29 protein-coding genes and 1 pseudogene are annotated in these 25,992 nt (G+C 44.5%); all 30 read right to left on the reverse strand.

Annotated elements, in window-relative coordinates:
- Positions 1-36: 36 nt before the first annotated feature.
- Positions 37-705, reverse strand: coding sequence for a TadE family protein (locus ACXHJ2_RS16365; RefSeq protein WP_165081319.1), 669 nt, complete (start codon positions 703-705; stop codon positions 37-39).
- A complete protein-coding gene (locus ACXHJ2_RS16370; RefSeq protein ID WP_013369963.1) occupies positions 705-899 on the reverse strand; it encodes a Flp1 family type IVb pilin in 195 nt (64 codons plus the stop codon). Before ACXHJ2_RS16370 ends, ACXHJ2_RS16365 begins: the two co-directional genes overlap by 1 nt.
- Positions 900-909: 10 nt before the next feature.
- On the reverse strand, positions 910-1,794 hold the full coding sequence (locus tag ACXHJ2_RS16375; RefSeq protein ID WP_081275972.1) for a type II secretion system F family protein: 885 nt from the start codon (positions 1,792-1,794) through the stop codon (positions 910-912).
- 6 nt (positions 1,795-1,800) lie between these two features.
- Entirely contained in the window at positions 1,801-2,592 is a 792-nt protein-coding gene (locus ACXHJ2_RS16380) for a type II secretion system F family protein (RefSeq protein WP_165081317.1), read from the reverse strand.
- Positions 2,589-2,963 (reverse strand): annotated as a pseudogene (locus tag ACXHJ2_RS16385) (CpaF family protein); the annotation flags it as partial. The gene ACXHJ2_RS16380 and the pseudogene ACXHJ2_RS16385, both read right to left, overlap by 4 nt.
- A 79-nt stretch (positions 2,964-3,042) precedes the next feature.
- Positions 3,043-3,216, reverse strand: coding sequence for a hypothetical protein (locus ACXHJ2_RS16390; RefSeq protein WP_165081316.1), 174 nt, complete (start codon positions 3,214-3,216; stop codon positions 3,043-3,045).
- A 46-nt stretch (positions 3,217-3,262) separates the two neighbouring features.
- Positions 3,263-3,622, reverse strand: coding sequence for a phage holin, LLH family (locus ACXHJ2_RS16395; RefSeq protein ID WP_165081315.1), 360 nt, complete (start codon positions 3,620-3,622; stop codon positions 3,263-3,265).
- A 16-nt stretch (positions 3,623-3,638) separates the two neighbouring features.
- Entirely contained in the window at positions 3,639-4,697 is a 1,059-nt protein-coding gene (locus ACXHJ2_RS16400; RefSeq protein ID WP_238791372.1) for an N-acetylmuramoyl-L-alanine amidase, read from the reverse strand.
- Entirely contained in the window at positions 4,654-4,995 is a 342-nt protein-coding gene (locus ACXHJ2_RS16405) for a hypothetical protein (RefSeq protein WP_165081313.1), read from the reverse strand. The genes ACXHJ2_RS16400 and ACXHJ2_RS16405 overlap by 44 nt, the downstream gene beginning before the upstream one ends.
- A gap of 100 nt (positions 4,996-5,095) precedes the next feature.
- Positions 5,096-9,280 carry an LPD38 domain-containing protein gene (locus ACXHJ2_RS16410; protein ID WP_165081312.1) on the reverse strand — a complete coding sequence of 1,395 codons (4,185 nt, stop codon included), beginning with the start codon at positions 9,278-9,280 and terminating at the stop codon, positions 5,096-5,098.
- A 4-nt stretch (positions 9,281-9,284) separates the two neighbouring features.
- Positions 9,285-9,653, reverse strand: coding sequence for a glucosaminidase domain-containing protein (locus ACXHJ2_RS16415; RefSeq protein WP_238791373.1), 369 nt, complete (start codon positions 9,651-9,653; stop codon positions 9,285-9,287).
- A 44-nt stretch (positions 9,654-9,697) separates the two neighbouring features.
- Entirely contained in the window at positions 9,698-11,197 is a 1,500-nt protein-coding gene (locus ACXHJ2_RS16420; protein ID WP_165081311.1) for a hypothetical protein, read from the reverse strand.
- A gap of 54 nt (positions 11,198-11,251) precedes the next feature.
- Positions 11,252-11,872 (reverse strand): 2,' 3'-cyclic nucleotide 2'-phosphodiesterase, encoded by a 621-nt coding sequence (locus ACXHJ2_RS16425; protein WP_165081310.1) that lies wholly within the window; start codon positions 11,870-11,872, stop codon positions 11,252-11,254.
- Positions 11,873-11,938: 66 nt separating this feature from the next.
- Positions 11,939-12,691, reverse strand: coding sequence for a hypothetical protein (locus ACXHJ2_RS16430; protein WP_165081309.1), 753 nt, complete (start codon positions 12,689-12,691; stop codon positions 11,939-11,941).
- Entirely contained in the window at positions 12,684-14,075 is a 1,392-nt protein-coding gene (locus ACXHJ2_RS16435) for a hypothetical protein (RefSeq protein ID WP_165081308.1), read from the reverse strand. Before ACXHJ2_RS16435 ends, ACXHJ2_RS16430 begins: the two co-directional genes overlap by 8 nt.
- A 9-nt stretch (positions 14,076-14,084) precedes the next feature.
- Entirely contained in the window at positions 14,085-14,837 is a 753-nt protein-coding gene (locus ACXHJ2_RS16440; protein WP_238791036.1) for an SGNH/GDSL hydrolase family protein, read from the reverse strand.
- Between the two features lie 53 nt (positions 14,838-14,890).
- Positions 14,891-16,426: an SGNH/GDSL hydrolase family protein gene (locus ACXHJ2_RS16445; protein WP_165081305.1), complete on the reverse strand. Its 1,536-nt coding sequence runs from the start codon at positions 16,424-16,426 to the stop codon at positions 14,891-14,893.
- Positions 16,423-17,007, reverse strand: a complete 585-nt coding sequence (locus ACXHJ2_RS16450) for a phage adaptor protein (protein ID WP_165081303.1) — start codon at positions 17,005-17,007, stop codon at positions 16,423-16,425. The genes ACXHJ2_RS16445 and ACXHJ2_RS16450 overlap by 4 nt, the downstream gene beginning before the upstream one ends.
- 46 nt (positions 17,008-17,053) lie before the next feature.
- Positions 17,054-17,383 carry a hypothetical protein gene (locus ACXHJ2_RS16455; protein ID WP_165081301.1) on the reverse strand — a complete coding sequence of 110 codons (330 nt, stop codon included), beginning with the start codon at positions 17,381-17,383 and terminating at the stop codon, positions 17,054-17,056.
- A 44-nt stretch (positions 17,384-17,427) separates the two neighbouring features.
- Complete coding sequence (locus ACXHJ2_RS16460) at positions 17,428-18,402, reverse strand: N4-gp56 family major capsid protein (protein WP_165081299.1); 975 nt, start codon at positions 18,400-18,402, stop codon at positions 17,428-17,430.
- Between the two features lie 14 nt (positions 18,403-18,416).
- The gene (locus tag ACXHJ2_RS16465) at positions 18,417-19,214 is read right to left on the reverse strand and encodes an AAA family ATPase (RefSeq protein ID WP_165081297.1); all 798 of its coding nucleotides are present in this window, start codon (positions 19,212-19,214) and stop codon (positions 18,417-18,419) included.
- Between the two features lie 77 nt (positions 19,215-19,291).
- Complete coding sequence (locus tag ACXHJ2_RS16470) at positions 19,292-21,022, reverse strand: portal protein (RefSeq protein WP_165081295.1); 1,731 nt, start codon at positions 21,020-21,022, stop codon at positions 19,292-19,294.
- Positions 21,023-21,024: 2 nt separating this feature from the next.
- Entirely contained in the window at positions 21,025-21,228 is a 204-nt protein-coding gene (locus tag ACXHJ2_RS16475; RefSeq protein WP_165081293.1) for a hypothetical protein, read from the reverse strand.
- Positions 21,222-22,709, reverse strand: coding sequence for a phage terminase large subunit (gene terL / locus ACXHJ2_RS16480; protein ID WP_238791035.1), 1,488 nt, complete (start codon positions 22,707-22,709; stop codon positions 21,222-21,224). Before terL ends, ACXHJ2_RS16475 begins: the two co-directional genes overlap by 7 nt.
- On the reverse strand, positions 22,663-23,190 hold the full coding sequence (locus ACXHJ2_RS16485; RefSeq protein ID WP_165081291.1) for a terminase small subunit: 528 nt from the start codon (positions 23,188-23,190) through the stop codon (positions 22,663-22,665). Before ACXHJ2_RS16485 ends, terL begins: the two co-directional genes overlap by 47 nt.
- 76 nt (positions 23,191-23,266) lie before the next feature.
- Positions 23,267-23,470: a hypothetical protein gene (locus ACXHJ2_RS16490; RefSeq protein WP_165081289.1), complete on the reverse strand. Its 204-nt coding sequence runs from the start codon at positions 23,468-23,470 to the stop codon at positions 23,267-23,269.
- Between the two features lie 112 nt (positions 23,471-23,582).
- Complete coding sequence (locus ACXHJ2_RS16495; RefSeq protein ID WP_165081287.1) at positions 23,583-23,807, reverse strand: hypothetical protein; 225 nt, start codon at positions 23,805-23,807, stop codon at positions 23,583-23,585.
- Between the two features lie 465 nt (positions 23,808-24,272).
- On the reverse strand, positions 24,273-24,713 hold the full coding sequence (locus tag ACXHJ2_RS16500; protein WP_165081285.1) for a sigma-70 family RNA polymerase sigma factor: 441 nt from the start codon (positions 24,711-24,713) through the stop codon (positions 24,273-24,275).
- Positions 24,710-24,973: a hypothetical protein gene (locus ACXHJ2_RS16505; protein WP_238791374.1), complete on the reverse strand. Its 264-nt coding sequence runs from the start codon at positions 24,971-24,973 to the stop codon at positions 24,710-24,712. The genes ACXHJ2_RS16500 and ACXHJ2_RS16505 overlap by 4 nt, the downstream gene beginning before the upstream one ends.
- 18 nt (positions 24,974-24,991) lie before the next feature.
- Complete coding sequence (locus ACXHJ2_RS16510) at positions 24,992-25,987, reverse strand: coiled-coil domain-containing protein (protein WP_165081281.1); 996 nt, start codon at positions 25,985-25,987, stop codon at positions 24,992-24,994.
- Positions 25,988-25,992: the final 5 nt, after the last annotated feature.

Here is a 25,992-nt window from a genome sequence, read left to right on the forward strand (position 1 = left end):
TTCCTCCTTTCCAGTTATATTCCCGTTAACTACTCCTTACTGACCGTTTTGCCCATATTGCATCAATACTTTCCCTACAATTGCCGGATCTACCTTTTCACCTGAGCCTCTACCCATAAACTTCGCACCATAATAACGGACCAACTCGACTGTACGAATCCATTCCACAGGTTCCACCACACCCGAGCTCATTTTTCCTTGTAAATCTGTCTGATCTAAAAACTGATTCAACAAAGGTACCTCCACGATCTTATTTAGCTCTGTGGTCACCTTACGGTGAATCATACTGTTCTCATATGTCATCTGCCCATGCATACCCGCAGGCATTCTATTTTCTGCATTGGACAGCTTCTGAGCAGGTAACGAACCTCCTTCATTGCCGCCCGGTACCTGTACACTTTCCTGATTATTGGCTCCGGCCCAGCCAAACAGGGCGCCTAACATAACGTCATCCTTCAAGCGCCAATAGAGAGAATCCCGTTGCCCTTGCGCAAATGCTCCCGTACGCGGGTCCTTAAAGCTGTTATCCCAACTGTAAGCGGCTCTTTCCGAAGCAGTAGAGGCAACCTGCACCAATATAGATTTTTGATATATATACAGGCAAAAGAATAACATTACAAAAATAACCAGCAGCAAAATGGGAAAGACGAGGGAAGCCTCCAAGGAGAAGCTTCCGTCCTCTTTTTGTACCAATTTGCACAGCATTATGAATCCATAAAATCGTTACTTTTTTTATCCGCCTTTTTCAACAGCCCTTCTACAATTTTCTTGATCTGATCTTTAAAAATAATCGCCACCGCAATCAGAATCGCAATGATTAGGATCATTTCTAACGTCCCCAAACCATCCTCATCCTTGTGCAATTTACGAATACTACCTGCTACAATTGTCATCATCATTTTATTCCTCCTACATATTCATCATCATTAAAGCCGGAGCGCCCACCAGCACAATGACCGTTAGCAAAATTAGTGCCATCGGGAAGACTAACTTTGAAGAAGCCTGTTCCCCTCTTGTGCGGCTAATCGAAGTCCGCTTGCTCCATAACGTCTGAGATAACTCGCGTAAAGCCATTACAAAATCGCTCCCGCCACGCCTCATATTCAATAAAACTGTTGTTGTAAATATCGTCACTTCTTGAATACCACAACGTTTGCTCAGATGTTCAAATGCCTGTTGAAAGGAATAGCCACTTTCCCATTCCCCCACTGTCTGCAGCAATTCCCGATACAATGGGTGTACCGTATCCGCCCCTTTACGCTCCACGCAATGAAGCAAAGCCCGTTGTACTGTCTCTCCCGCACCAATCAAAAGCATCATTTTACTCAATAATTCAGGCAATTCCATTAAGATTTGCTGATCCCGCTTCTGTACTTTTCCATGCAAATCCTTGACCAGCGCTACTGGCACCAGAACACCGAGTCCCAAGCCAAGCACCAGTCCGGTCGCTTCCCCGCCCATCATAATGGATATTAAAGCTCCACCAGCAGCCACCATATATCCGTAACCCAACATTTCTGCCAGAAAAAGCATCGTTTTTTCTCCGCTGTTGCGCATACCATACAGCTTCTGTATGGAACGCTGTAGCTTGAACATCAGCAAAGGCAACCTATGAGTGGCACGTGAAACATGAAGTATGTGTACAAAAGGCACCGAAAGTTTTTGCAGCCGCAGTCCTTCGAGCTTCATATGGCGAAAATGTGCATACTTAGCAGTGTACATTTGGTTCAGCACCACCCAACCTCCCACTTGCAGAACCAGCATAACCAGACAAACCAACGTCACCACACCCATCACTCCTTACACTTCAATCTTCATAATGTGGTTGATCCACACGAGACAGCCACCAAGCACCAGTAGGCAAAAGGTTGACAGAATCATACCTGTACCGCTGTATAAGGGCATCATGTAGTCTCCTGCGGTCACTGTCATAAACAAAACAAACAAAAAAGGGGCTGCAAACATAACCCTCGATTCAAATCGTTTCTGCGCAATCATTACACCGATCTCCTGCTGAATTTCCAGCTTCTCACCAATGACACTTGAAGCCCGTCGTACGACTTCCACCAGATCACCTCCGGTTCGTTTGCAAGCCGCAAATACGTCCGCAAAATTCGTAATATCCTCCATCTGAGCCCGACGAGCCAAATCCTGCAAAGCAGCCTCTACAGGCTGTCCGATTTCGAGGCAGGCTGTAATAATGTTAAATTCAAAAATTAGATCGTGATCTCCATCTGGACTAAGCAACCTCAAATCCTCTACAGCCTCACGAAATCCATTCTCCACCGATCTTCCCGCTGAAAGAGAAGACGAAAGCGAGTATAAAGCCTGCTTAAATTGAATGCTTAAAGCAGATCTACGTCGTTGCAGCAAAAACTTCCTAAAATAACGAGGCATCACCACAGCTCCAGCAGCACACAGCAACGATAATATCCATTGGTGATAAAATAGATATCCGATCGTCGCGAACAACACTCCACTAGAGAGAATGCACATACTTTTTTGTGCAGTCGATAATGTATACACCGTATAATCTGGCAGAGAAGGGACCTCACGTGACACTTGCTTGGTAGTCTCCTTTCCTGTTCTCATGCCGATACTCCTCCCTTATGCCAGTTTTCCGGCTTGATCCCGGCCATTTGTAGCTTCAATGTATGTTGTAGCCCACCACCACAACGTTCCAGTTCCCCTACAATTTGTCCTTTACTTTCTCCGTGTTCCTGGAAGCGATAAAGGGGATTCAGCGTCACCTCACCATTTTCAAAACCAATCACTTCGCTAATTTCCAGCACCCTTCTGGATTTGTCGCGTAGCCGTGACAGATGAACGAATATATCAATGGCCGAGCTGATCTGCTGCCGTACTACTCCAAGCGGAAGCTCTGCCCCACCGAGCACCATCGTTTCCAGCCGGCTGACCATATCGCGGATATTATTCGCATGCCCAGTTGACAACGATCCATCTAATACAATGTGGTATTCATTTATCTGTGGATAAACTAAAAACGCCTGAACATTTGTCCAGACGTCATGTATGTACCTCTTATACAATTTTGATTCTTATAATCTTAACTGGTTGCCCTACAATAGCGGCAGCCTCTTTTTTTGCTTGCTCTTCAATCTCAGCTTTATCATCCAGTTCTGTTTGGAAACCAATAGATTTTCTTTTCTCACGCGGTCCATCAAAATACATATATTCAGCAACAACACTGTTCATCCTCTCACCTCCTCGTTAAGTATAACAAAAAAGAGCCCCGAAGGGCTCATGCAGATTTCTTTGCATTATAATCTTGAACCGCTTTTTCGATCACGGCCCGTATCTCCTGTTCCGTCACATTCAATCCCATTACACGTAGTCTACCAATCACATAGTCAATGGCTTCCTGCAGCTTCTTATCTCCTTCGAAGTCCTTGAACACCGATTCCGCATAGGCCACCGCCTCAACACCAACTTTGTGTAAGAACTCCCGGTCTTTAACAGACGTATTGGATACATAGTATTCAGTAGCCTTCTGCTGCGCCTTTTTAAGAGCACTTGTAGCAATCGTAGCCAATAGGCCAATCAGTGCAGTTACAATGGTTAACACGTAGGGTTGAGCCGCTTCTATTAATTGTTCCTTCATTATATGTCACTCCTTATTATAGTTTAGGGAAAATGTCTACCCGTTTTGGATTTGTCTTGTCCCAGAAAATACGTGCTCCAAGTGCTGTAGTTAGCGCACGAGCTGGTACATGACCGATACCACCGATATTTACTGTTTCTACCGCGTCGCCGTTGATCGTTACCTTGCCGCCTGTATATCCGATCTTACCGCCGAGCATTTCACCGATCGGTCGGGATGGTACAAAGGTTACATTCTTAATGCTGTAGCCTGTGAACTCCTGACTACCTACAATGACCTCCATTGTCGGGTATGTCGCTGTCTCTGCTGGTTTAGGAGTTACTGGCGTTGGTGTAGGCTTTGTATCAGGTCCCGTAAACGGTACGCCTACGTGAGCACACAAGCCTTTTGCGATGGCAAGGGCAACACGGTTTTGAAAGTCGTTGTCAAAGAGCGTTGCTTCTTCTACCGCGTTGCTGATGAAGCCTACTTCAACCAGAACAGCATCCATTGTTGTGCTACGGATAACTTGAAAGTTACCATAAGCTACGCCACGGTCTCTAAGCCCTGTAGCTGTTACCATATGCTTGTGTACAGTGTTAGCAAGGTTTTTACTTGTAGGCCGCATATAGTACGTTTCCGTGCCTGTAGCCTCTGGATTACTGCTGCTGTTTGCGTGAATGGATATAAAGGCATCTGCGCCTGCTTTGTTAGCGATAGATACACGCTCTTTAAGCTCCAAAAATACGTCTGTGCGGCGTGTAAGGATCACTTTTAGTTCTGGATTATCCTTTAAAAAAGCTTCTACCTTAATCGCCATAGTAAGGTTAAAATCCTTTTCCCTCTTACCAGCAGGCCCGAGCGCTCCAGGATCCTTCGCTCCATGTCCTCCATCAATTACTAGTATCTTTTTCGCCATCTCGTTGTCCCTCCAGTTGTTGGATTTGTCGGCATCTTGGGCAAAGGTAGACGTCGCCCAGAATAATAAAAAGGGCCTTCTTGGCCCCTTCAGATAATTTGGCAAATCTTCGTTTTGCGTGTTCGCATCCCATTCAATCCCGGCCTCCTGCATGATTAAATCTATCTTGGATTCCATCCGCATCATTCGTATATCTTGTTCCTCTGTCAGTAGCCAAGGTAGCCACTTCCGAAGTAGTCTTTTCACTTTCTTCTGCTTCAGAATCAAAAATATTATTCCGGCCGCCGTTGACAGCGAAAGCCCGTTCTTGATGATCTGTTCTGCTGCTGAAATTATAAAGTCGTACACTGCTGTCCACCGCCGGGTATAAAAACTTGTCTCGTGCTGTCGGGCCAAGTAACCATAAAACCATATTCAAAAACTCTTGAGAAACCGCACACTCTCGGCTATCATCATCCAGTTCTATATATTCCATGTCGTTTCCCCCATAAAGAAAAGGACCGCCAGATAACCTGGGGTCCTTAATAAGGTGTGTAGTTAGTAATCATTACCACCCGTTTCCAATATAGAAACGGTTATTTAGGAAATCCTTGCATGGTTGTTTTAGCAATTCTATTTCTCTCTGACAATAGAGGTTCAATCTGTCTTCGTTTCTCAGCAGAACTCATGGTCTTGTCAGCTTCAATCTCCCGGATACTTGCATTAAGCTCACTTAGCGATTTAGCCGCTTTCTCCAACGTTTTTAGGTCACGTTTGCGTGAAAAATCACCCTCATTGAGTTTAGCAGAAGCTTTCTCTTTGGAAAGTTTCTCTTTTGTATCATACAGCTTTTCAATTGACTTGGTACTCTGTAACGGGTCAACAGTAAATGCTTTAACTAATGGCAGCTGTTCAAATCTTTTTTCTGGTGGGTTTGGACGATCTACTAGACCAGTTCCTTTAAGGATTGCGTCTGTCGCTGTTGTTGCATAATTACCTAACCCAGCTGTGAGTCCTTGAATTGTGCTGTCCATGATACGTGGAGAAGAAAAGTTTTTAAGACCACCTTCATCATTGGTTACTTTGCTTGCTAACCCTGCAAGAAATCTGGCTGTTTCAGTAGTTCGAACAGGGTCGTATTGATCCTTATATTCTAAACCCTGTTCACGTTGTGGTATGATTGGGCCCTGTCTAAAAAATGAGTAATTGACCATTCCCTCAACAAAAGGAAGCATTCCTGTAATCTGTGTTGGTATAGCGCTATCACCTATCACTCTTTTTGCAAAACCATCAAAAGCCTCCTTATCGTTATTAAAAATAAATCTCATTGCTCGTTCTGGCAGGTTAGCAAATAAGGGAGCCATATCAAATGGTTTTGGTATACGCGCAACGGTTTCGGAATTAGGAACAGCAATAAGCCAAAAAGTGTCTCGCATCCAATCAGGAGCTTCATCAATAGTTTGGCGTTGCGTTTCATTAGCAAATTTTTGGTTCCACACGAAAACACCAACTGTAGGTAATGTTATGGCAGTAATCATTCTTGTCGTTGTTCTCCAAGGGTTTGCTTTTATGGCTCTTACTAGTTTAGATTTACCTTGAATGTTTGCATTTAAAAAAGCAACCACTCTATTTATTTGGCGTATGCTAGATCCAGAACGTGCAAAGTCCATTAAATCACGAGAACGGTAAGCTGCCTCCTGTGGAGTAGCACCACTTCTCAATGCTGCTCTGAATTCCCCAACTTTTGTAGCTGATTCTGTGGTGTCTGAGACAGCACGCAGAAGATTAAGCATCCCTTTGCCGTTGATTATATTTATGAATTTTTTGCTTGGTTTTTCCTTTAGGACAGACTCAAGTGCTCTACGATGAACATTTCTATCCATTGAAATCACATTTCCATAAGCACCTAGTTCATCGATCCATTTCTGATACAACTTTCCTTTTGATATCGACTGAATAAGACCAACTGTAAAATCAGTTATTGGATTGAACCCACTTTCAGAAGTTACATAAGCCTGCAAAACATCACGCATAGGATTTCTTAAAGAAAACTCAGGAGTAAGTGTTGCTCCAGAACGCAAAAGTGACGCAGGTTTTGAAAATATGGATATAATCATACTGCTAGATTCTTTATCCAGGTTCATCAAAGCACGATACACTTCTGGTTCTACTTCATACTTAACACTCTCACCATTTTCTTTGACATTAATCACATTCTTGCGTCCAACTTGTTCATCCGGACCCAAACGCCGAATAAAATTTTCATCTACATCTTTTTTAGCGAGTTTAGCTAGTTCTGTAGCAACCTTGTTTCTTTCAGATGCATTCACCGTTTGAAAGATATTACGAACCATATTTTCAAGTGGATCGACTACTTTCTTTTCAGATCCTTTTAATGCCTTGATTGGACTAGCAACGTTGGCAAGAGATTTTGATAACCCACCAGCAAACGCCTCGGGGGTATCTTCGAAAGCACGGAATAAAGGTATATAATTCTTCCACCGATTATCTAGCACATTAGCTAGCTCTTTACTGATTACACCACTATCAACAAGCTCTTTCATCATATCCTTACCGACTTGTACCAACTCTTTGCGTGCTGCTTCCATCTCTTCTGAACCATACTTTTGAATAACTGCTGCAATCTCTTTATCCGTAAAACCTGATTTGTAGCCAGCGGCATTAACGTCCTTAGCATGCACAGCAAGTGCGTATTTTCCGATATCGTCTGCTGTATATCCGGCCTTCTCTGCTGCTGTTATAACAGGCGCCAGGCGCTGCTTAACGATCTGATGGGCTTTTTCTGGCGCTCCCTTATATAACCGTGCCTTTTTATACAGACTGTTTTCAGCACTCGCTACACGCCCAGTTACACGCTTCTCCAAGCCAGCCAACGAAATGACATCATCCTCAAATTGCGTTCTTATTCTTTCGATCTTCTGAGAAAATGATGTCCTGCGTTTGTTGACATCCTTACTAATTTTTGCGCTGAATGTGTCAACGTCACCGATATCCTGACTATTGAACCTTACAGCATCATCGCCTTCTTTTGTCGCCAGACGTTCCTGTTTTCTCAGTTCTTCTTTTGAGGCACGGTAAACTTTTTCTGCATGTGGGCGGAAATCTTCTCCTACTTCTTTGACCATTTCTTCCGCCCAGTCAGCGAATTTAATGGTGCCTTTACCCATCTTAGCAGCACCAACAATAGACCAGTCTCTCCATTCTGGCAGAGGGTTTGAGTTCAGGTTGTTTTTACGCTTCTGTATTCGCTCTCTGGCTGCTTTTTCTGCTTCGTCAAGGTAATTGTATACCCGATCTCTAATACGCGGTTGTTGGATGTTTCTGACGATTTCATCGACTTCCACTTCTGGCGCCACTCGCTGTGTTTCAGTCGGGATTTTTCTGGCATTCGCCGCTTCTATTCTCGCCTGCCGCACTCTCATGAACTCAGGTACAGCAGGATCGTTGATATTAAAACTACGTTGTCGGTTAATAGAAGATTCACTCACCCGTTGTACTGGCTCTCGACTTGCACCAGGACGAGCACCCACACGTTGTGCAGGCAATGGTGACTCGCCAATAAATGTAGAATTACGACCAGCTGGAAGTCCCAATGGTTCTGGGGTCCAGTCTGTAGGGTTAACAATAGCATCGTCTCCACGCACCAAGTTAGAGCGCTGTCCAGCTTGCGCCATGCGTTGATCACCACGACCAAGAGGTAAGGCCAGTGTATCCGCTACCTGAGTGGCATTATTGCCTCTGCCCGTTACTGCTCGAGCACCAGCCCCTACACCTCTGATCAACAGATCACCACCAGCACCAAACGCCGCGCCTAAAGCAGCATTGTGTAGCATCTCTTGCCCTGTGGTTTGATCCTGATTAATACCAATTGCAGTATTTCCAATAGCACCAGCAGCCGCACCGCTTAAAGCGCCACGGGTTAAACGATCTGCTGTTCCGGCACTTACTCCTGGTATTCTAGCGGCTTGTCTACTGATCGTATTGGTAAGAGCATTCCCAGTACGTGTAGCCAGTCCAGCTTCTGCAGCTGCCAACGGTCCAGTAAGCAAGTTTTGCCCTTTAACACCTGGCGCTGCTGGGTTAAACGCCATACCAGCTATACCACCCACCATACCTGTTATATCTGCTACCTTATCAGCTGTAGCATTGCCAGTGGTGGTGTTGTAATATGGCTGTTCTCCAACAATCATACTCCCACCTGTACCCACGGCCCGGTTAACAAAATTACCTGTGTCTGTATTGGACATAAGCCCTGTTGCCCATTCTGCAATTGGCTGTATAGGTTTAAGGTAAGGATGCTCTTGTGCTGTCCGTTGAATCTCTTCCATACGTTGTTCATATTCGGTCAGAGGCTTAATTGTCTTGCCAGTGGCTGCTTTGTATATACCGATGGCGTCCCTATTGCCTTGAGTAGCTTGGCCAAATGTTGAATTTTCTATAAAGCCCGGTTTGATAATGAGTGAAGGCGGCAACTTAAGGCGGTTCTTTTCCCGATTAGCCGCCTGCCGCTGCATCTCTTGCCCCGCATAATTCAAACCTTTATTTACGAAGTCTTTGACGCCTGGGCTTGTTAGAGTACTCTTTACATTGTCTAATAACGTAGGAGGTGAAATATCAGCAGTACGATTTCGCACAGCCGCGAATTCACTTTCAGCATTAACACCACCTACATTGGGATTACTGGCACGAGCCAATACCCTAGCTTTGGCATCTGCTCCTTGCTTTCTTCGATTTCGCACTGCGTCAAATTCGCTTGCCATATAATCACCTCTTGAACATACTGTAATATTTTGATACTCCACCTACCCAATTGCTATTAAGGTTAGTTGGATCATTACCTGCACCTACAGGTGCATATTTGCGTTGAATTTGAGGAATGGTGGTAAGACCTTGATCAATATAATTACGTTTCAGATTGGATGCCATTTTGTCGATTCCATCCTGCAAACTATTGAATGTCATAAGTCCATTTTTACCCATCATACCGCCAACGTTATTGCGGTTTTTTACAGCTTTACTACTGCCATTGCCTGTTTCGTGTACTGCTATGGCTGCTAATAGAGCAGGATCGATTCCATATTTTTTCCCTGCTTGAACAAACACATCACCAGACCCTTTGAGAGCACCGCCCAAGGTTTTATTTAATGCTGCCCCACTAGCCGTAGCCGTGGGGCTAGTCAGTTTCCCTGGTATAGCTTCTTGTAATCATCAATCTCCTTCTTGTTCATACCGAGAGACGAAAGAATTTGACGCGTCTCAGCATCGGACAGTCCAGCATCAACAACATTCTGGAACATCTGCTGCCGTTTGGATTTATCTGTAGTTATCTTCGTTCCTTCTTTGACGCTATCGCCATCGGCATTTTTTCCATAGACAGGAACAGAGTATAAACCTTGCATGCTTTGCAGAACTTGATTAGCTGTTAGGCCGCCAGAGGCACCACTTGGGTTAGCCTGCTTGTAATCCAAGTCAGCCCATTGCCGTAGGTTGTCGTCCTGTTGAAGTGCCAAAGAAGCCTGTCGATACGCTTGGTTATTTCGTTCTTGTAAGCTCTGTAGAGCGTAGTTCATACCAAACTGACTAACATCCCGGTCAAAGGCGGCTTGCCATTGCTTATCTGTAATCGCATCCCGTGCCACTTGATAAGCAAAGTTTTGATCATACTGGCGAACACCTTGGTTATACTGTGCGGTTTGAAGGTTCTGGTTAAATGCTTGATTCTGTGCCGCTAGATCCTGCTGTTGAGCTTGCAACGTACGAATACCAGGATTAACAGCGCGTGCCGCGGTAGAATTTACATTGGCTGCATAAGCATTAGGGTTAACCCCCATAGAAAGAAGCTGCGCCCGTAATCCGTCAGCCTGTGCACTGTACTGCGCCCGTTGCTGCGCGGTGACTCCCTTAGCCTCTGCTTGCTGCTTGAGAGATAGGATATTATCTACAATCGTTTGCGCTCCCTCAGGCATGTAATTGCCTGTTAATCCAGCTTCCGTTACGCGGTTCCCAAATCCACGTTGATCCTCGCCTTGGTACATCTGTGCCAATGTAGCCATATTAGACAACTGCTGTTGCTGCTGAGCCTGTTCATTTTGATATCGTTGGTAAGCTTGGTTGACCAGAGCTGGTACAACTTCTGTTTCCACACGTCCCATTTGGTCGGCCGCAATTTCGTCTGAACGATCCGAAGTAATGGTGCTGTTCAGTATCCCTCGACGATTCATTTCAGCCATAGTTTGATTGGTGCCTGTTTTAATGTTGGCCTGCGCCCTTTGTAGAGCTGCCTTGTACTCTGGATCAGATTGAACGTCATAGTTAAATGGCGTAGACTGCTTAGTAGCAATCTGTTTCATCAAACTCATTAGTTCAGAACCTTGCTGTGTGTTGGCGCTCTGTGTGTTAACTGGTTTGTATGGCACTGCTGTTAGCTGAGCCTGCGTAGTTGTAGGTGCCTTGTATCCCAAGTTGGTAGTCAGGTACTTTTGCTGCGCCGATGTATCCAACCCTGCCGCCTGTCGTTGCTGTATGACCTGTAAGGCGCGTTGTGTCTCGTTCTGCTTATAGTTGGCATTGTTGGCTATGTTGGATTGATTCTGCGCAATTTGGCGCTTTAGCGTAGCCTCAGCCGTGTTATAGTTGGCACCACCATTACCAATCTTCAATTGTTTCGTGACCGCCATATCTTCACCCCTTTGGGCATAATAAAAGGACCCCCATTTGAGAGTCCTTAGTGATTATTTATTTAACACTTCAAGTCTGCCTTCTATCTCAGATATCTTAGCTTTATATTCAACAATCTTTTTATTATTTTCTTCTATAAGACCTTGTGTTCGAGCAATAGAGTTTTTTCTTGATTCCTGAGTAATAGGATCTTTGCTGGCTGGTAAATTTGTTAGTGTATCAAGTTGTTTGTTAAGTTTTACTTGACTGTCTTCTGTATCATTCACTCTTTGTTCCCAGTACCCTTTAGTTTTTACCCAATATTCCTTAGTCTCTTCTGAACGATCTCCCTGATATGAAGAATTTTTATCTTTACCAGTTTCTATTGTCTGACCAGATTCTTTTTTTGGTTCCACTGAAGATTCTGTATTAGATTGAGTGTCGATTTGAATTGTCTTTCCATCCACTTTTATACCAGCTCCTAGAGAGTCAGATACAGCACGCAAAGGAACATGCGCTTTGCCATCGACTACGATTGCATTTTCTGTTAACGAGCTCCCATTTACCTTAACAGTGTATTCACCTGCTACCTTTTCCCCAATGAGTGATTTCACTTGATCCGCAAATGCATTTCCAGCTGTAGCAACAACTGCACCTATTAATATTCCGCTAAGTAAATAAGACCATTTTTTCACGTTTGTATCCCCCGAATAGTAGATTTGTCCTGATTCTACCATTTGGAACGGGCTGAGTAAACAAAATCAAGTGCTTGATCCACTTGGAATATACACCGTTGCAACTGTTCTCGTTCTACTATAAAGTTTTAAATTCCTCGTATCAGGATCAAAGTCAGCATTAATTACTGCATTTTGTTCAAAGTTACCTCTGATTTCACCCAAAGTGTTCTCCAATAATTCAATGTACTCCATCTTCAATCCGCTAACTTCCGTTGCATTTTCAAAACTAACTGCACCATCCAGATAAGTCTTATCATCGGTTGACTTAATATGAACACTCGCCATATTCCCTACTTGAAGACCATTGGCATCACCATAGATCGAACCGCGTGGGGACCCGTTATCCATAAATAGTAGCGCTCCACCATCATCAGCTTGACCAAGTGACATGGATTCTCCACCTTGTGGACCATATGCTTTAAATCCTGCCGGTGACATTTCCACTTTAGGGAACTCATCACGGCTTGTTGCGATATATGATCCGTATATTTCTACTGAATCAATTACCCCTGCCGTTATTGTTCCGAGATCGGCAGCAATAGCGGATAGCTTTTGAACGTTCATTTTAGCCGCCGTAATCGTGCCAGTAACAAGGATATCCCCATCAATCTCGTTTACGTTACGCGTGTCCAGGTTATTAAGGATGTACAATAATTCCTCTGTCTGCATAACTGACGCATTATGCAACTGTTTAACCAGCGAGCGAAGCTGATCGACTCCGCTTTGACTTATATCCCCTAAGCTAGGGTTTACGGATGGCAATTCGACATTAGCCATTACGTTTGCTCACCTCTCTTATAATACGATGTATCTTAGCCTTGCCTGTACCTGATAGCTTAAGGCGGTACCACGTTTCAGGCGTTCGTACAATCACCGGGATACGGATACTTTGTATTGCCCCCGTACCATTGCTAGTGGTATACACCTGATTCCACGTACCGCCTTCTGTGCCGCCTGCATAGGCGACATTGAGCGTAGACCCTGCTTCTATGTCCGCCACGATAAACAGGCGGTTAATGGTCTTTCTGACCGTCTCGTCGTCCTCTGAAAACGGTTTGGTTTCAATTGACCAGTTGACCGCTGTTCCTGCAAAGTCATTGCCGCCCATTTGCATGATCTTTCCGTCAGCCGTGCCGAAGTAAAGCGTCTGACCATCTAGGTAATAAGAAGTAGCCACAAAACTAACAGGCCACCAGCGACCGCCCTGCATATCGTATTTAAGCGTCACATTAGGCAATGTTGCTGTACCCGTGACCAATGATAGATATATAAAACGCCCATCTGTGCCAGCGCAACAGTTATGGGCGTATAACATATTAATTTGAGCGATGTAATTTTTTATTGGGTCACTAATCTTCGTTGGGGCAGCACCGCCCATATAGTCGTAAAATCCATCCGGCCCAAGCCAGTAAAGTGAATCCCTTGTCGGTACAATAGAACGGTCTGAGACGCATCCTACGCCGTAAGGCTGGGTCATGTTGAAGTTGGTAGAATCCTCGCCAAACAACTTATGCATCGTGTTCTTTTTGAACAGTATGACATGGTTAGAAAAAGCAGTCAGTCCGCTTGGTTTATCACCATCCGACGTTTCTACTGTGATCTTGCCTGTTCCAACATACTTATCTGTGCTTGTCCAGTCTGTAGCGTCTCGTAGCCCTGAGAAGGACAACAGGTTATCACCTTTACCAGCTAAAAAGAAACGGTTAGAGTGCGACGTTATGAACGATTCGCCTATTGGGGCATTATCTATTGTGGTAACAGAAGCGCCATCCCACTGGCGAAGACGAATGTCCCCATCAGTAAAAAATAGTTTACTACCGTCAAAGAACATTGAATAAGGCCATGGACGACTGTTATCTTCTCCTCCAGGTTCGAATACCGCCACCCAAGAACCTCCAGAATACCTATACAGTCCCTTGCCGTTGGTGCAATACAACTTATTGCCAAACTTGAAAAGGCGGCTTATATAGCCAGTATGTTGGCTGTGTAGTGTGTGCCCATCCGTCACTTGCAGCGTAGGATACAAAAACGAATCAAGATTGATTGTTGCAACACATTGGCTATCCTTGATTTCTATGGCTTCCATAGATTGATTGATACCATCAGCTAATGTAACAACAGCTGTTTTACTTTTTTGAGGTGTTGCAATCCAAGGTTTCACGGTTTCACCTCACAACGTATTAATAAATGTCAATATTTTGTCTGCTAATTCTTTGTGCCCATTATCGTTTGGATGCAACCCATCCGGCAGTGCGTAGTTTCTGTAATCAGCGTTCCATGCGTATACATTTGATTCATGATACAAATCTAGAACTGGTACAGAATAGTGTTTTGAGACTTTTATAATGGCATCAGAAACCTGCTCAAGAGTCACCCCATTGTTAACGGCCCAAGGGTTCTCTCTTGGTAAGGGAGTAAACACAACTATGGTTTTAGTTGGGTACTTGTTGATTAATTGTCTTATTGTGTAGTCGACTGCCCCATAAAACGATTTCTTTGGGTCAGTATCACCAAAACTCCCCAGGACAAACTTCGTTCCTACCTCTGCCCAATCATTCGTTCCACCAAACACTGTAATTAGATCAGCCTTTGGATCAAGCGAATCCAATCTTTGATAAAATGCATCAGAGCCACCTGCAACAGATGGAGTGCGCCAACCAGTGCCACTAACTCCATAATTGTTTACAACACACCCTATGTTATCTTGTATATAATCTTGGTAGTTTTTATGAGTTCTTGTGTTGTGTTCAGTAATAGAATCACCGATGACATTCCAAACCTTTCCATTCCACTTACTAGAAACTAGGTATTCACGTTTTGAAGATTCGATTCCATCACTTGGAGTACCAGCAAAAACGGCTCCGCATGTAATCAAAATAGCTCCTATAATAGCGCCAATGATAAGATATTTTGACTTTTTCAAATCTTTTTCCCCTCCAATGAAATATATGGAATATGCCGACAATTATTAGGTTACTATAAACTGTTTAAAAATGCCAATACCTTGTCAGCTAATCTCATATGCCCATTGTCATTGGGGTGTAGACCATCTGGAAGTGCGTAATTTCTATAGACTTCGTTCCATGCATATACGTTGCTTGTACGGTAAAGATCAAGTGCAGGCACACTGTAATGATTAGCTACTTTAATGATTGCATCAGCAACTTGTTCAAGTGTGACACCGTTATTGAGCGCCCAGGCTGGTTCGCGTGGGATTGGTGTAAAGACAGCTATTGTTTTGGTAGGGTACTTATTAATAAGCTGCTTAATCGTATAATCTAGTGCACCATAAAAGCTTACAGCAGGGTCTGTATCTCCGAATGTTCCCATGTTGAATGCAATCCCTACTTCTGCCCAATCATTTGTACCAGCAAAGACGGTTATTAAGTCAGCATCTGTTGCAAATGAGCCCATTCTTTGATAAATAGCATCAGAACCACCTGACACAGAAGGTGTGCGCCATCCTGTTCCACTCAATCCATAATTGTTTACAGTACATCCGATTATGCCCTGGATGTAGTCTTGGTAGTTTTTTGTTGTTCTTGCGTTGTGCTCAGTAATGCTATCGCCTATGGCGTTCCACGTTTTCCCCGTCCATTTCGATCTGTAATTAACGCTGTTATTAATCGCTTCTCGTAGGCCTTCATCCACAATGTCGACTCTGTAATCACCATATGGAAGATAAGTAGATGGCAGTTGTCCCTTTGACACCATTGTTGTATTAAGATTGGACACTGGTATTGTCACTCTCACAAATGCCACGGTACTATTTGGTGGATTTATTGTGGCTGGCGCTAATGGGTTTTCTACTCCAGATACAAAGACTTTACTGGCATTATAGAAAGCGTAGTCGGCAATTGACGTTGTTTTGTAGACATTCCCATATGCCACTGGTATATAGTCACTAGCATAATAACCACTATTCGTAATTATAGTTCCATCCGCTGAGCTAACGATCCCCAAAATGGCCTTCGAAGGATCAAACAGATTTGTTGCGGCTTTTAGAAATGTGGTCTTGTCATAATTTATACTATTATCCGCTGGTACTGCGTTGATTGGCGCTGTTCCGGCTATCATTTGTTTGAGTTCATCTGTCAAATAAGTCTGGTCTATAAGACCACCGTTTTTACTTATTTGCGGCACTATAATGGTACCGTTTTTATCTAACTTTGAATTTTCCAAATCCGTTATCTGTCCCGTGATACTCAACTGTGAGCTAAGACTATTTATCGTTTTGCTGTACCCACCGACAAAGCTGGCTCCGTCCCCAAAGTACACGATATTTTCATCATTCGAAATTGCAGTTACCTTGTACTCGCCGCTAGGCATAACAATGGTAGTCCTGCCTTCCGCATTCGCTTGATTAACCACGGCTTGTAATTTGCTAGTTACATCTGTTCCACCAGGAAAGACGCCAAAAGACGGGGCAACATAAAACACATCTCCGAAGGAGCGTTTTACTAACTCTGCATTACGGTATTGTTCTGCAATCAATTTTGAACCATGGCTCATGACCACACCCCCATGACATCTTCAATAACAGGGTAATCCGGTCTTTCATCGTTCGATTTTTGGAATTCCTCTATCAGGCCGTTATATCTGACTGTGAAGTTATTTACCATAGCCACATCGTTGAAGTTTTCTGCAATTTGCACAAGCGTTCCGTACACCAACAGCATGTGAAAATCACGGTCTAAGTCTGGTGCTGTGTTCATATCTGATACAGTCAGTTGTGCTGGTTCGCGATAGTAAAAAATCATTAATCCTCCTTGGCAGTCATCTTCAGGCGTTGGATAGATGCCAAGGTCATCACCATCAGTGAAGTAATAGAACGGTTCATTCGATCCTTTCTTTACATCCTGATACATGTATTCCTGATCATTTACTAATACATCAATTACGTTTGTCGGTGAACATGGCAAGGGGTAGATAAACACATCACTTAAAATGTCATCCTGCCAGACTGTGTTGATTCGGAAAGTTGTACGAAATAGTTCATTTTGTACGGTATTAATTTTTCGGATTACACTTTCATCGGACAGGTCATGCGGGTATTTCTCTGCAATTTCATCCAGTATTTCTTGCAGTTTCACATTACATCACCCCTCTATAAACGAAAAAGCCCCAAACGGGGCCTTGTTACATACCTTTTATTTCCGTTTTGGTGCTGTTCTCGATGCGTTGGTTAACCTCACGGGTCATTTCATAACTGTATTGGTAGATTTCTGCAATGGCTTCTGGTACTTCTACTGACTTACCGCGTGGTACCGTGTAGATAACGCCGTTAAATCCGACTGGAACCACCTTATCATTCGGGTTAGCTGGATCATCAGGGATCATAATTTTCACTTTCGGCATTGCCTTAAGCTGTTCCAACACACTTTTCTCAGCTTCAGCAGCTTGACGCTCCAAAGCTTTCTCTTCCATCTGCATTTGTTCCGGTGTTTTTTCAGTGTCTTTCGTTGCCATGTTGTTTCCTCCTCAAATTAAAAGGAGCCCGAAGGCTCCGTGTATTAAACTGTTGCGCCAGATTCGTACCGTACGATAGCCAATTCTTGCAGTCGTACAGCAGCAAAAGCACATTTCCATGCTACGGTATTAAATTGGTTCAGTGGGTCAGCTACACCACCGCTACCAGCGGGATGAACGATTATTTCAGGTTTCATAGATCCCTCAATGTCCGGCAGGCCATACGCACCGCGACCAAGGAAGATAGTAGCGTAAGCATCATTAGCAGCAGGAGCACCAGCCGAACCAGAAGCGAATTTAACACCATTGTCTACCTCCATGAAGTAGATGCCGTACATTTTCCCCAGCATACCTTCTTCACGGTTCTTGGTGTCAACGTAGGTATTTTGATCCTTCCATTCTTGCATCTGCATGATGTCCAATGCGACGTCTGGATGTACAAGTGCTACATATCCAGTACCACCATTAGGCAAGCGGATAGGCTTAACCTTATTGCGTTTCATGGTACGACGCACTTTCAGGATATCCAGCGCTGTGATCTTATCCGCTGGCAGCAATGTACTACGTGATGCCTTGCCATTTGCGTAGAATACGTTTGTACCAGCAGCAACCACGTCACGGACGATGATATCAATAGATTCTCCCGCATTCTCGCCCATGAGACCTGATGTTTCTTGCAGTAGTGGGTCAAGTCCTGTCATATCAATGAAATCAGAAATCTTTGTCCACGAGCCGTATTCTTGAATAGTTGCAGTGATCTTCACAATGTCAAGGTTAACGCCATCAGGAGTTACGCCTTCAGTCAAGGCTGTAGTGTTAACAGCCAGAGAGTTAAGGCGGCGGAAGCTTGTAGTCGCACCTTTGCGCTTAGGAATGTTCTTATTTTTATCACCGAATTTTGTCCATTGTAGTTCTGGAATTAAGCGTTCAAGTAGTTCGTCTTGGTAAAACTCCGCTTGCTCTGCTGTTAATGCGTTAACTCCAGTTGTTGCGTTATAACCTTGTACTTGTGTTGCCATGTTTGGTCATCTCCTTAGATTACGCGTCCACGCCTGCTGTCTCTGAATGCTTTACGCTCAGCTTGGGTCATACCGAGGTATCCACCCTTTTGATCTGGAGCATCGGCACCAAGCGAGCCTGTGGAGCTGTCCGCGTTTTGTTGTAATTTTCGTATTGCCTCTTGCTCTGCTTGGGTTTTAGCGTTAGTCACGCGTGCCTCGTACGTAGCGAGTTTGTACGCCACGTCCAACGGGTAGCCATTATTAGCAGCAAGATTGATCACATCGTCCTTGTACTTAGCAAAGTCCGGGTATTGATCCGTATCCTTCTCCATGCTGGTAATCTGAGCTTCTACCTGACGTAATGCGTCGGCTTCCCTCAATTCATTCAATTGTCTTTCGTACTCGTTTACCTTTTGATTAAGAGGTTGCAAGTGATTTCGAATAACCTCTTCATCCACGCCAAGTTTGTCAGCCTCTTGTTGGATGCGTTTGTCCATCTCAGCCTGTTCCAGCGCCGCCATGTAATCATCGTGGTTATCGAAACCGTAATACTTAGCTGTGCGATCAAGCATTTCCTGATAACGCTCGGCTTGCTGGGCTTTTTCGGACACCTTATCGTAATTCAGTCCCTTTTGGACCCAATTCGGCACCTCATCCTCTGGCACAAAGCGTTCTTCCTTGTTGTACTTGACCTTTATTCCTTTGGGCTCTTCCTGTGGTTGGGAATCTTGCCCCTCTGTTTGTGTGTTAACTTGCTCTTCTACTACCTGATCGGCAGCAGTTTCAATTACTTCCTCTTCGCTATGGTTGGCGTTCGGTTCTTCGTACATGTTTGAATCCTCCTTGCTCTATGGTAGGAGCAATATTGTATATAGAAAGGGCCTCCGCAGTCTCAGCAGAAGCCCGATTACATGCCTATTGGCATTGGTTGTTGCATTGGTACCGCTTGTGGCGCTTGCTGCTGTGGAGCAACTACATTAAGCAGCGTCATGACCTGTTGTTCTGGAGTCAACATATCAAATTGCGCCTTCTCTTCTGGAGACATTTGCTCGACGATCTGCTCCATCATGCCGATGATGCCTTTCTTTTCGTCCATTTCCTTCATCAAACGATCTCGATAAGGTACTGTGTTCTTCGGCATGTACTTGAGATACTGCTCATACGTGATGTGACCAGCAGCAAGGGCGTTCTCAAGCCCAGAAACTACTAACGACTCACTGTATGTGGATGATGGACCGACGTCGATTTTAAGGGTAAATCCTACATCTTGATACTGCGATCCATTAAACATAGTGGCGTAATCATCGCCCTCATCGTCTTTCAGAAGAACCTGACGCGGTAGGTTGTACTTCACCTTAAAGAAATCTTCCCAAATACGTCCAATGTCCTCTATAGCCCGGTAAAAACGGCGCTTGATAGACTCAATTGGGATTGCAGCAGCCTTTTGCAGCAGCATAATAGCCGTAGCGTTAAGGTCTGCGCTGGGTGCTGATCCAGTCGCTGCCTCGTCTGCTCCGGTCATTTGTCGTGTAAAGGCCATGATAGATTCTACCAAGTTGGCAGCATTCGCACTTATTGGCCCTGGTTCCAAATAGCTGACTCCCACACTCCCTGGCGGCGAATGATCTTCTACCATTTCCCCAGGCGCGTTGGTGACTAAACTTGGATTAACAGCACCTGACTTGTATATAAGTTTAGGCCATCCTGTAAGCTGCACAGACAGTATCTGCATGGCTACTAATGTGTTGATAGCCTTCTGGTTAGGTATGAGCCCTTCCGTGTCTCCTATGCCGTGTATGGACTTCTTACGTCTATCCCACTGCATGACCACGATGGGATAAAGAGATAATCCGGTTGGTGTAGGCTTCTTGATGGTAATGCCTGATGCGACTTTACAGAACATGACTTGCCCTTTTTCTCGCCAGTAACGAGTTAATACAGTCACTTTACTGCTATCATTAAGCTCCACCTTCGCCATGTCATACCCTTGATCCTGAGTTTCCTTGTCCGGTTTGATCTGCTTTGCCATAAGTTCAGTAACACCATTGGCTTTAGCCATCTCACGGACACTTTCAACCATTTCACGGCTGTTAATAAGGATATATGGCTGCTTCTGTACATTTCTCTGCTGCGGGTTGCCAAAGAATACATTAATCGGATCAAGGACCTCACCTTCCATTTCTCCAATGTATGGGTACTTGTTGCCACCCTTAATGCTGTTGTCCCAGTAGTAATGCCATATGGCGGTGCCTGTGTTGGCTGCTGTGTCCAAAGCCTCCTCGTTCAGCTCGTCCTGCTTGATACGTTCCCATGTTGCCTCACTATTACGACTAAACAGTTCGCCTGGATCGTCTTCTTGTTCCGGCTGCTGATCATCAACCTCTTCAAGGCTGAATATCATCTTAATCTGCTCACTCATGACGTTAGCAACCTTGTGCGTCTCGATCATCTTAATGACGTTGAATACCGGACGCGGTAGATGCTTAGTCCTTTGTGTAGCAGCAGGCCACTGGTCAGACGCTTTGAACCGCTCATACTCAGGCCATTTATCAAGAAAGCCCATCCTACGGAAATAGGACAGGCCATCTTTATATTGCTTCTCCAGTTCTCCAGCCAGCTTATCGACTGTCTGCTGCATGCTTATTCACCTTCTTTCTTCGCAGGGCCATGTAGATACTCTTGCATCAGGCTAATCATGCCCTGTTGCTGTGCTTCTGTGAGCGGTACAGGCGGCTTTACCTCACCTATCAACTCACGTAGTTTGGCGTTAATAAGCTGCTTTGTTTCTTCCTCCAAGTCAGGCAGCCTGAGCAATTCGCCTAGCTTTGTCGCATCATCTACCATCCTAAGTAGTCACCTCCTGCATTATTGTCGTCACTACGGAACGGGAATGGCGTTGGTGGTGCAGATGCCTCTGGTAATGTTCCGCTAAAGTAAATAAACCTGTGCAACGCCTGTGACATGGCATCTACCTGATCATCATGCTTACCATTTGGGAAGCTTGCTGCTTCTTCCACAAAGTCATGTATCCATTCAACTCCGCGTGGGATAAACACGTTTCCACTCTCGATATAAGCAGATACCGCATTAACCCGGGCTACCTTACCACCCTCTGGATTAACTGGTATGATACCGCCTATTTCGCTGTGTAGAGTAGATATGATGGCTGAACCATTGGCCTTGTCCTCAATCAGTTTCCAAGCAGCATCAGGATGCTTTTGATGGACGTTCCTTATCGTCTGGAGCGTAGCCATGAAGTTCATGCGTGCACGTACCTGATCAATCAAGTACATATTAGCCCTACTCTTGCCCCACACCTGAATAACCACATAGTCACTGTCGTCATTGTCCTTAAACGCTGCATCTATACTGATCAGCTTGGAAGCCATCGGCGGCAGCGCATCGTAATATTGCCACCATTGCCGCTTAAGTAAGTTACCCTCTTGGCTGGTTGGCCTGCCTTGATACAACGCATTAAATGACGATGGGTACTTTTTACGCGTTTCGATAAAGTCATAGCTGTATCTTTCAGGCCATAACGGATCTCCAGGATCACGGCCTAATAGATCGCCTTCCTCAGCTTCAAGTGGCAAGTTAATCATAGTCATGGGTAGCGGTTCACCATATTCGGGATTCTGCAATCTCCCAATCAAATCATCTTCATGCCAACGAGTCATGATGAAAATACAAATAGCACCCGGATGTAGACGTGTAGAGAATGAGTCAACCCATTCGTCCCACATCTTATCCCGGTACACTTGTGAATCTGCTTCTTCACGGTTCTTGATCGGATCGTCGATAATCATAAGATCCGCGCCCTCACCAGTTACACCAGCGAGAATACCACGTGAGATCATACCACCTCGCGTTCCGTCTATATCCCAGTCTGATGAAGACTTTGATGTCGGGCTGATCTTAAGCGAGAACATATCTTCACCAAGTAATTTCATCTTCTGTAGATTCTTCTTGCCAAATTTAGACGCGAACGTGGTGTTGTATGATCCCTCGATGATCCGATCATTCGGAAAATGTCCCAAGTAGTAACTAGGCAATGTCTCCGTTATCGTCATAGACTTGCCATGTCGTGGAGGAATAGAGAAGCCAAGGTATTGATTCTCCATAGGTATCTTGCCCTCTACCATAGCTTTCTTACGCTCTATTGCATCCTGAATGATTTCGCAGATGAACTCGCCGTGCCTGCTATCCTTGTATAACCCACCATGTGCATATTTAACGTAGTCATAGTAGTTACTCTTGGCTGATTCCTTTTCCTCAACCTCAAGTAGTTGTAGAAGCTCCATTTCCTCGGCGGCGGTTAAGCTCATCTATTCTCGCCCTCCGTTCTTCCGCGGTCAGGCTACTTAAGTCCTGATTCGTGTTGTTTAAGCCGCCAGATAAGCCGACATCCTGTTTATCCTGCCAGCCATAATTGTTTTTCAGATTGAAGATAACGCCTGCTGGATTCTTTGTGGTAAGCAATGTTTCCTCGGTGAAATTCTCAATACGAGCCTTCGCTCTTTTTACCGTGAGGAAAAACTCTTCCCTATCTTCGTAGTTCAACAGCGTTTTACGGTCTGTTTCCAAGTGAACTGCCAAGCCAGATATTGTGAATGGTTTAACCAAATGCTTCTCCACATTTCCATGGCGGTCCAATGACGGTGTCCATGTTTCCTTTCCTTCTCCATCTATCTCGCGTGTCCACACTTCTTCATAACATGACTCAAAATAGCTATCTATCTTAGCTTGAAGTTCTTCAGCAGACTCAAACTTAAGCGGCCTACCTCCTGGATGCTTATCCTCTGCCATCTGTACCTCCTCTCTCCCGTGTACCTTACTTTACCGTCACCTCTCGGTGTTTCGGGTTTAGATTACGGGAAGCTATTTAAAACTTGGCTTGTGATGGTTGTTTACTCACATAAATACCTGTTGTTGTAGAATCACACGTTATTGCTGGATGCAAAGGATTGGGCATTAGTGGCGACTGTATACCCTCTGCTCGTTTTGGCACCGTGGGCATTTGCAATCTTTTGTACTCCAATATCTCTTGTGGCGAACCTTCTATAGTTCCATCTGGATGTAGTTTCATTGTTATATCCCTCCTTATAGGAAAGCCCTCTATACGGCCTCCGCTTCGCTAAGTATTTCGGTCGACTCGATGGCCTTCGGCAAAAACAAAAAAGACACTCATAAGAGCGCCTTTAGTCTATCTTTAAATTTTGTTCTTGATCCGACGCGCATTCGATATCAACGCCCCGAAACTTACCAATGTTTCTGTGTTCTTCAAGTTCTACAGTTGTATATGGTGCGACTTCTGTCTTTAATTTCATCCATGTGTCGTTATTAAGCGTAATCTTATCAGGCATCTTGTTGTTTTTGTTCTTGTATTCCTTGATTTCTTTACTCAACAATTCTGATACTCCCACCTAATTCACCTCCTGCAATCCATTATAATACAAAAGAGCAACGGTTACCCGTTACCCTCTCTGTACAGATATCATTTTTGATGTGGCCCGGGGCCATTCTCCCCGAGAGTGCATGACTGCTTTGCTTATTCCGACTCAAACGGCTAGTCACTTACCAGGTTGTCAACCCCTACGACCTTTTCAGGTAGACCAGTAAACCTCTTAGCTACGGCTTCTCTTCGCCCACCACATCATTGCTGCATTAATATGTGCGAGTTTTAACGAGTTCCCTTTCTCAGAGCTGGGCTTTGGTATTAAGCCGTGCGGCAGCAGCACCCTACACCCAACCATTCACATATCCATCATATTGTGAAGAAACAGCGTGGACAGCGACTGCGCATTTAGCTACCGTTGCCCATCGCATATTTCCTATACTACTATCTTAGCAGGTTCTCACATGGTTTTGCGTGCAAAAAAATGCGTAAATCATGCAGGCTCCCTGAATATCCACGTTGGATCAAACATGTGGTCAAAGTTTGTAATCTCCATTTCATCCTCACTCAGCGGCTCAAGTGCAATGGATAATTTACGTATAGACTCAGTATGCAGGCGTGAAATAGTACTGGGGTCTTTATGCATCTTTGTCGCTATCTCATGCAATGTTAATGTGTTTCTGTCCAGATACTTTTGATTGATGACCATTTGCTGATCGTCACTCAAAACCTCGCTGACTGCTCCTTTAACCATACTTACAATGCGTGCATACCTCAGCCCGTCCAATGAACCATGCTTAATCAAACGATTAGTCGATAAATTGGCTGTGTTTGGCACCAACTCGTCACGGCTAAGAGCTACTCGACACATTCTCTCTGCATACTCATATGATCTAAAGTCTTTCAATAACTCAGTTACCCTGTCCTTTTTCATGTCTTTCCCTCCTTCAGTTCAGTTAATGGCACAAAAGCAACTTCTCTGTACCCTTCATGCAGTTTGTATTCTTCGTATAAGTGAAATGATGGCTTTGTCCAACGTCCAATACTCCAACCTCGTCTATCAAAGTCGAAGTAGACCAGCAATGAACCTGTCGCCTCTTCGTCCTTTAGTTCAATCATCACCGCATATGGATGCTCTATACCCGGATGATTAAACCAATAATGCTGCATCACGCTTTTATCTCGCTCAAGCATGTGAGGAAAAGGCAGCCGTTAGGCTACCTCTCCTTTACCAAATACTATTGCTTCTAACGCCGCGACTCTTTCCTCAATTGTCTTTCCTGCCACTTGCTGACCAGCGTCCCCTTGAGCCACTCCGTCGGTTGTGTCCTCTTGCGTTTGAAACTGCGTAGGCAATTCTACGATGTCTGCCTTTTCCACACCGCCAGATTGTGCCAGATCCTCATTAGCACGTTTTTGTTCTTCGGCTTCTCTTCGAAACTGCTCGGCCTCTTGGGCCGTTACCTCCCGGTACTTACCTTTTTCCAACCATCCGAAGGTGATTTCTTCATCCGTTTCAGCCAATTTAGCCTTAAACTGTGACCCTTTATTATCCGTTTGTTGTACGTCATAGATAGCTGGCAATGATTTTTTATATACTTCTACAGCCTTGGCAAGTTCTCCAGATGTATTGCTATTAATTACTTTAATTGCTGCAGATGTACCCACAGCAGCCTCAGCTCGTAAGTCATCAATGTGACTGTTCAGACGTGCAATTTCTTGAGCAGCTGCATCCCGTTTTTGTCCAAGGTCTGCAATCTCCTCTTGAGCCGCTTGCAAATCCTTTTTAAGGCTGTCTGTTTGCTCGTAAAGATCATCATATTGCTTCTGCAGATCATCGCGTTCTTTCTTTAGTGATGCCGCATCTTCCTGCGTGCGTTTGAGTTCTTCAAGATATTTTGTGTCACGATCAGACATCATTTCTTGTACAGCAATTCTTAAAACCTGGTAAGCTCCTTCGTTACTGCAAAGCTGACGCATTTTCATGCCATCTACTTCAAGTCCGTCCAGTATATAAGCAATTTCAGCATGCGCTTCTTCCTCTCGCTGGCTATATTCAGCAAGCCGCGCTTCTTGCTCAATTTCCTGTTCAAGATCCGCTATTTGTTGAGTAAGCACTGCCACCTTGTTTTGGTCAGCTGCTGCGAGTTTTTGCTGTTCCGTCCGTAATTCATACCGCAAATTTTCTAGCTGTTGTTGTTTGTCCACCTGTA

Source organism: Paenibacillus sp. ALE3, from assembly GCF_054113405.1.

What these genes read in the sequence shown, in the direction of transcription:
- ACXHJ2_RS16365 (WP_165081319.1), bottom strand. Translation starts at nt 705, where the DNA reads ATGCTGTGCAAATTGGTACAAAAAGAGGACGGAAGCTTCTCCTTGGAG.
- ACXHJ2_RS16395 (WP_165081315.1), bottom strand. Translation starts at nt 3,622, where the DNA reads ATGAAGGAACAATTAATAGAAGCGGCTCAACCCTACGTGTTAACCATT.
- ACXHJ2_RS16470 (WP_165081295.1), bottom strand. Translation starts at nt 21,022, where the DNA reads ATGCAGCAGACAGTCGATAAGCTGGCTGGAGAACTGGAGAAGCAATAT.
- ACXHJ2_RS16375 (WP_081275972.1), bottom strand. Translation starts at nt 1,794, where the DNA reads ATGGGTGTGGTGACGTTGGTTTGTCTGGTTATGCTGGTTCTGCAAGTG.
- ACXHJ2_RS16400 (WP_238791372.1), bottom strand. Translation starts at nt 4,697, where the DNA reads ATGGAATCCAAGATAGATTTAATCATGCAGGAGGCCGGGATTGAATGG.
- ACXHJ2_RS16505 (WP_238791374.1), bottom strand. Translation starts at nt 24,973, where the DNA reads ATGCTTGAGCGAGATAAAAGCGTGATGCAGCATTATTGGTTTAATCAT.
- ACXHJ2_RS16445 (WP_165081305.1), bottom strand. Translation starts at nt 16,426, where the DNA reads ATGAGCCATGGTTCAAAATTGATTGCAGAACAATACCGTAATGCAGAG.
- ACXHJ2_RS16485 (WP_165081291.1), bottom strand. Translation starts at nt 23,190, where the DNA reads ATGGCAGAGGATAAGCATCCAGGAGGTAGGCCGCTTAAGTTTGAGTCT.
- ACXHJ2_RS16500 (WP_165081285.1), bottom strand. Translation starts at nt 24,713, where the DNA reads ATGAAAAAGGACAGGGTAACTGAGTTATTGAAAGACTTTAGATCATAT.
- terL (WP_238791035.1), bottom strand. Translation starts at nt 22,709, where the DNA reads ATGAGCTTAACCGCCGCCGAGGAAATGGAGCTTCTACAACTACTTGAG.
- ACXHJ2_RS16460 (WP_165081299.1), bottom strand. Translation starts at nt 18,402, where the DNA reads ATGGCAACACAAGTACAAGGTTATAACGCAACAACTGGAGTTAACGCA.
- ACXHJ2_RS16420 (WP_165081311.1), bottom strand. Translation starts at nt 11,197, where the DNA reads ATGGCGGTCACGAAACAATTGAAGATTGGTAATGGTGGTGCCAACTAT.
- ACXHJ2_RS16465 (WP_165081297.1), bottom strand. Translation starts at nt 19,214, where the DNA reads ATGTACGAAGAACCGAACGCCAACCATAGCGAAGAGGAAGTAATTGAA.
- ACXHJ2_RS16430 (WP_165081309.1), bottom strand. Translation starts at nt 12,691, where the DNA reads ATGGCTAATGTCGAATTGCCATCCGTAAACCCTAGCTTAGGGGATATA.
- ACXHJ2_RS16390 (WP_165081316.1), bottom strand. Translation starts at nt 3,216, where the DNA reads ATGAACAGTGTTGTTGCTGAATATATGTATTTTGATGGACCGCGTGAG.
- ACXHJ2_RS16455 (WP_165081301.1), bottom strand. Translation starts at nt 17,383, where the DNA reads ATGGCAACGAAAGACACTGAAAAAACACCGGAACAAATGCAGATGGAA.
- ACXHJ2_RS16380 (WP_165081317.1), bottom strand. Translation starts at nt 2,592, where the DNA reads ATGAGAACAGGAAAGGAGACTACCAAGCAAGTGTCACGTGAGGTCCCT.
- ACXHJ2_RS16475 (WP_165081293.1), bottom strand. Translation starts at nt 21,228, where the DNA reads ATGGTAGATGATGCGACAAAGCTAGGCGAATTGCTCAGGCTGCCTGAC.
- ACXHJ2_RS16410 (WP_165081312.1), bottom strand. Translation starts at nt 9,280, where the DNA reads ATGGCAAGCGAATTTGACGCAGTGCGAAATCGAAGAAAGCAAGGAGCA.
- ACXHJ2_RS16370 (WP_013369963.1), bottom strand. Translation starts at nt 899, where the DNA reads ATGATGATGACAATTGTAGCAGGTAGTATTCGTAAATTGCACAAGGAT.
- ACXHJ2_RS16490 (WP_165081289.1), bottom strand. Translation starts at nt 23,470, where the DNA reads ATGAAACTACATCCAGATGGAACTATAGAAGGTTCGCCACAAGAGATA.
- ACXHJ2_RS16405 (WP_165081313.1), bottom strand. Translation starts at nt 4,995, where the DNA reads ATGGAATATATAGAACTGGATGATGATAGCCGAGAGTGTGCGGTTTCT.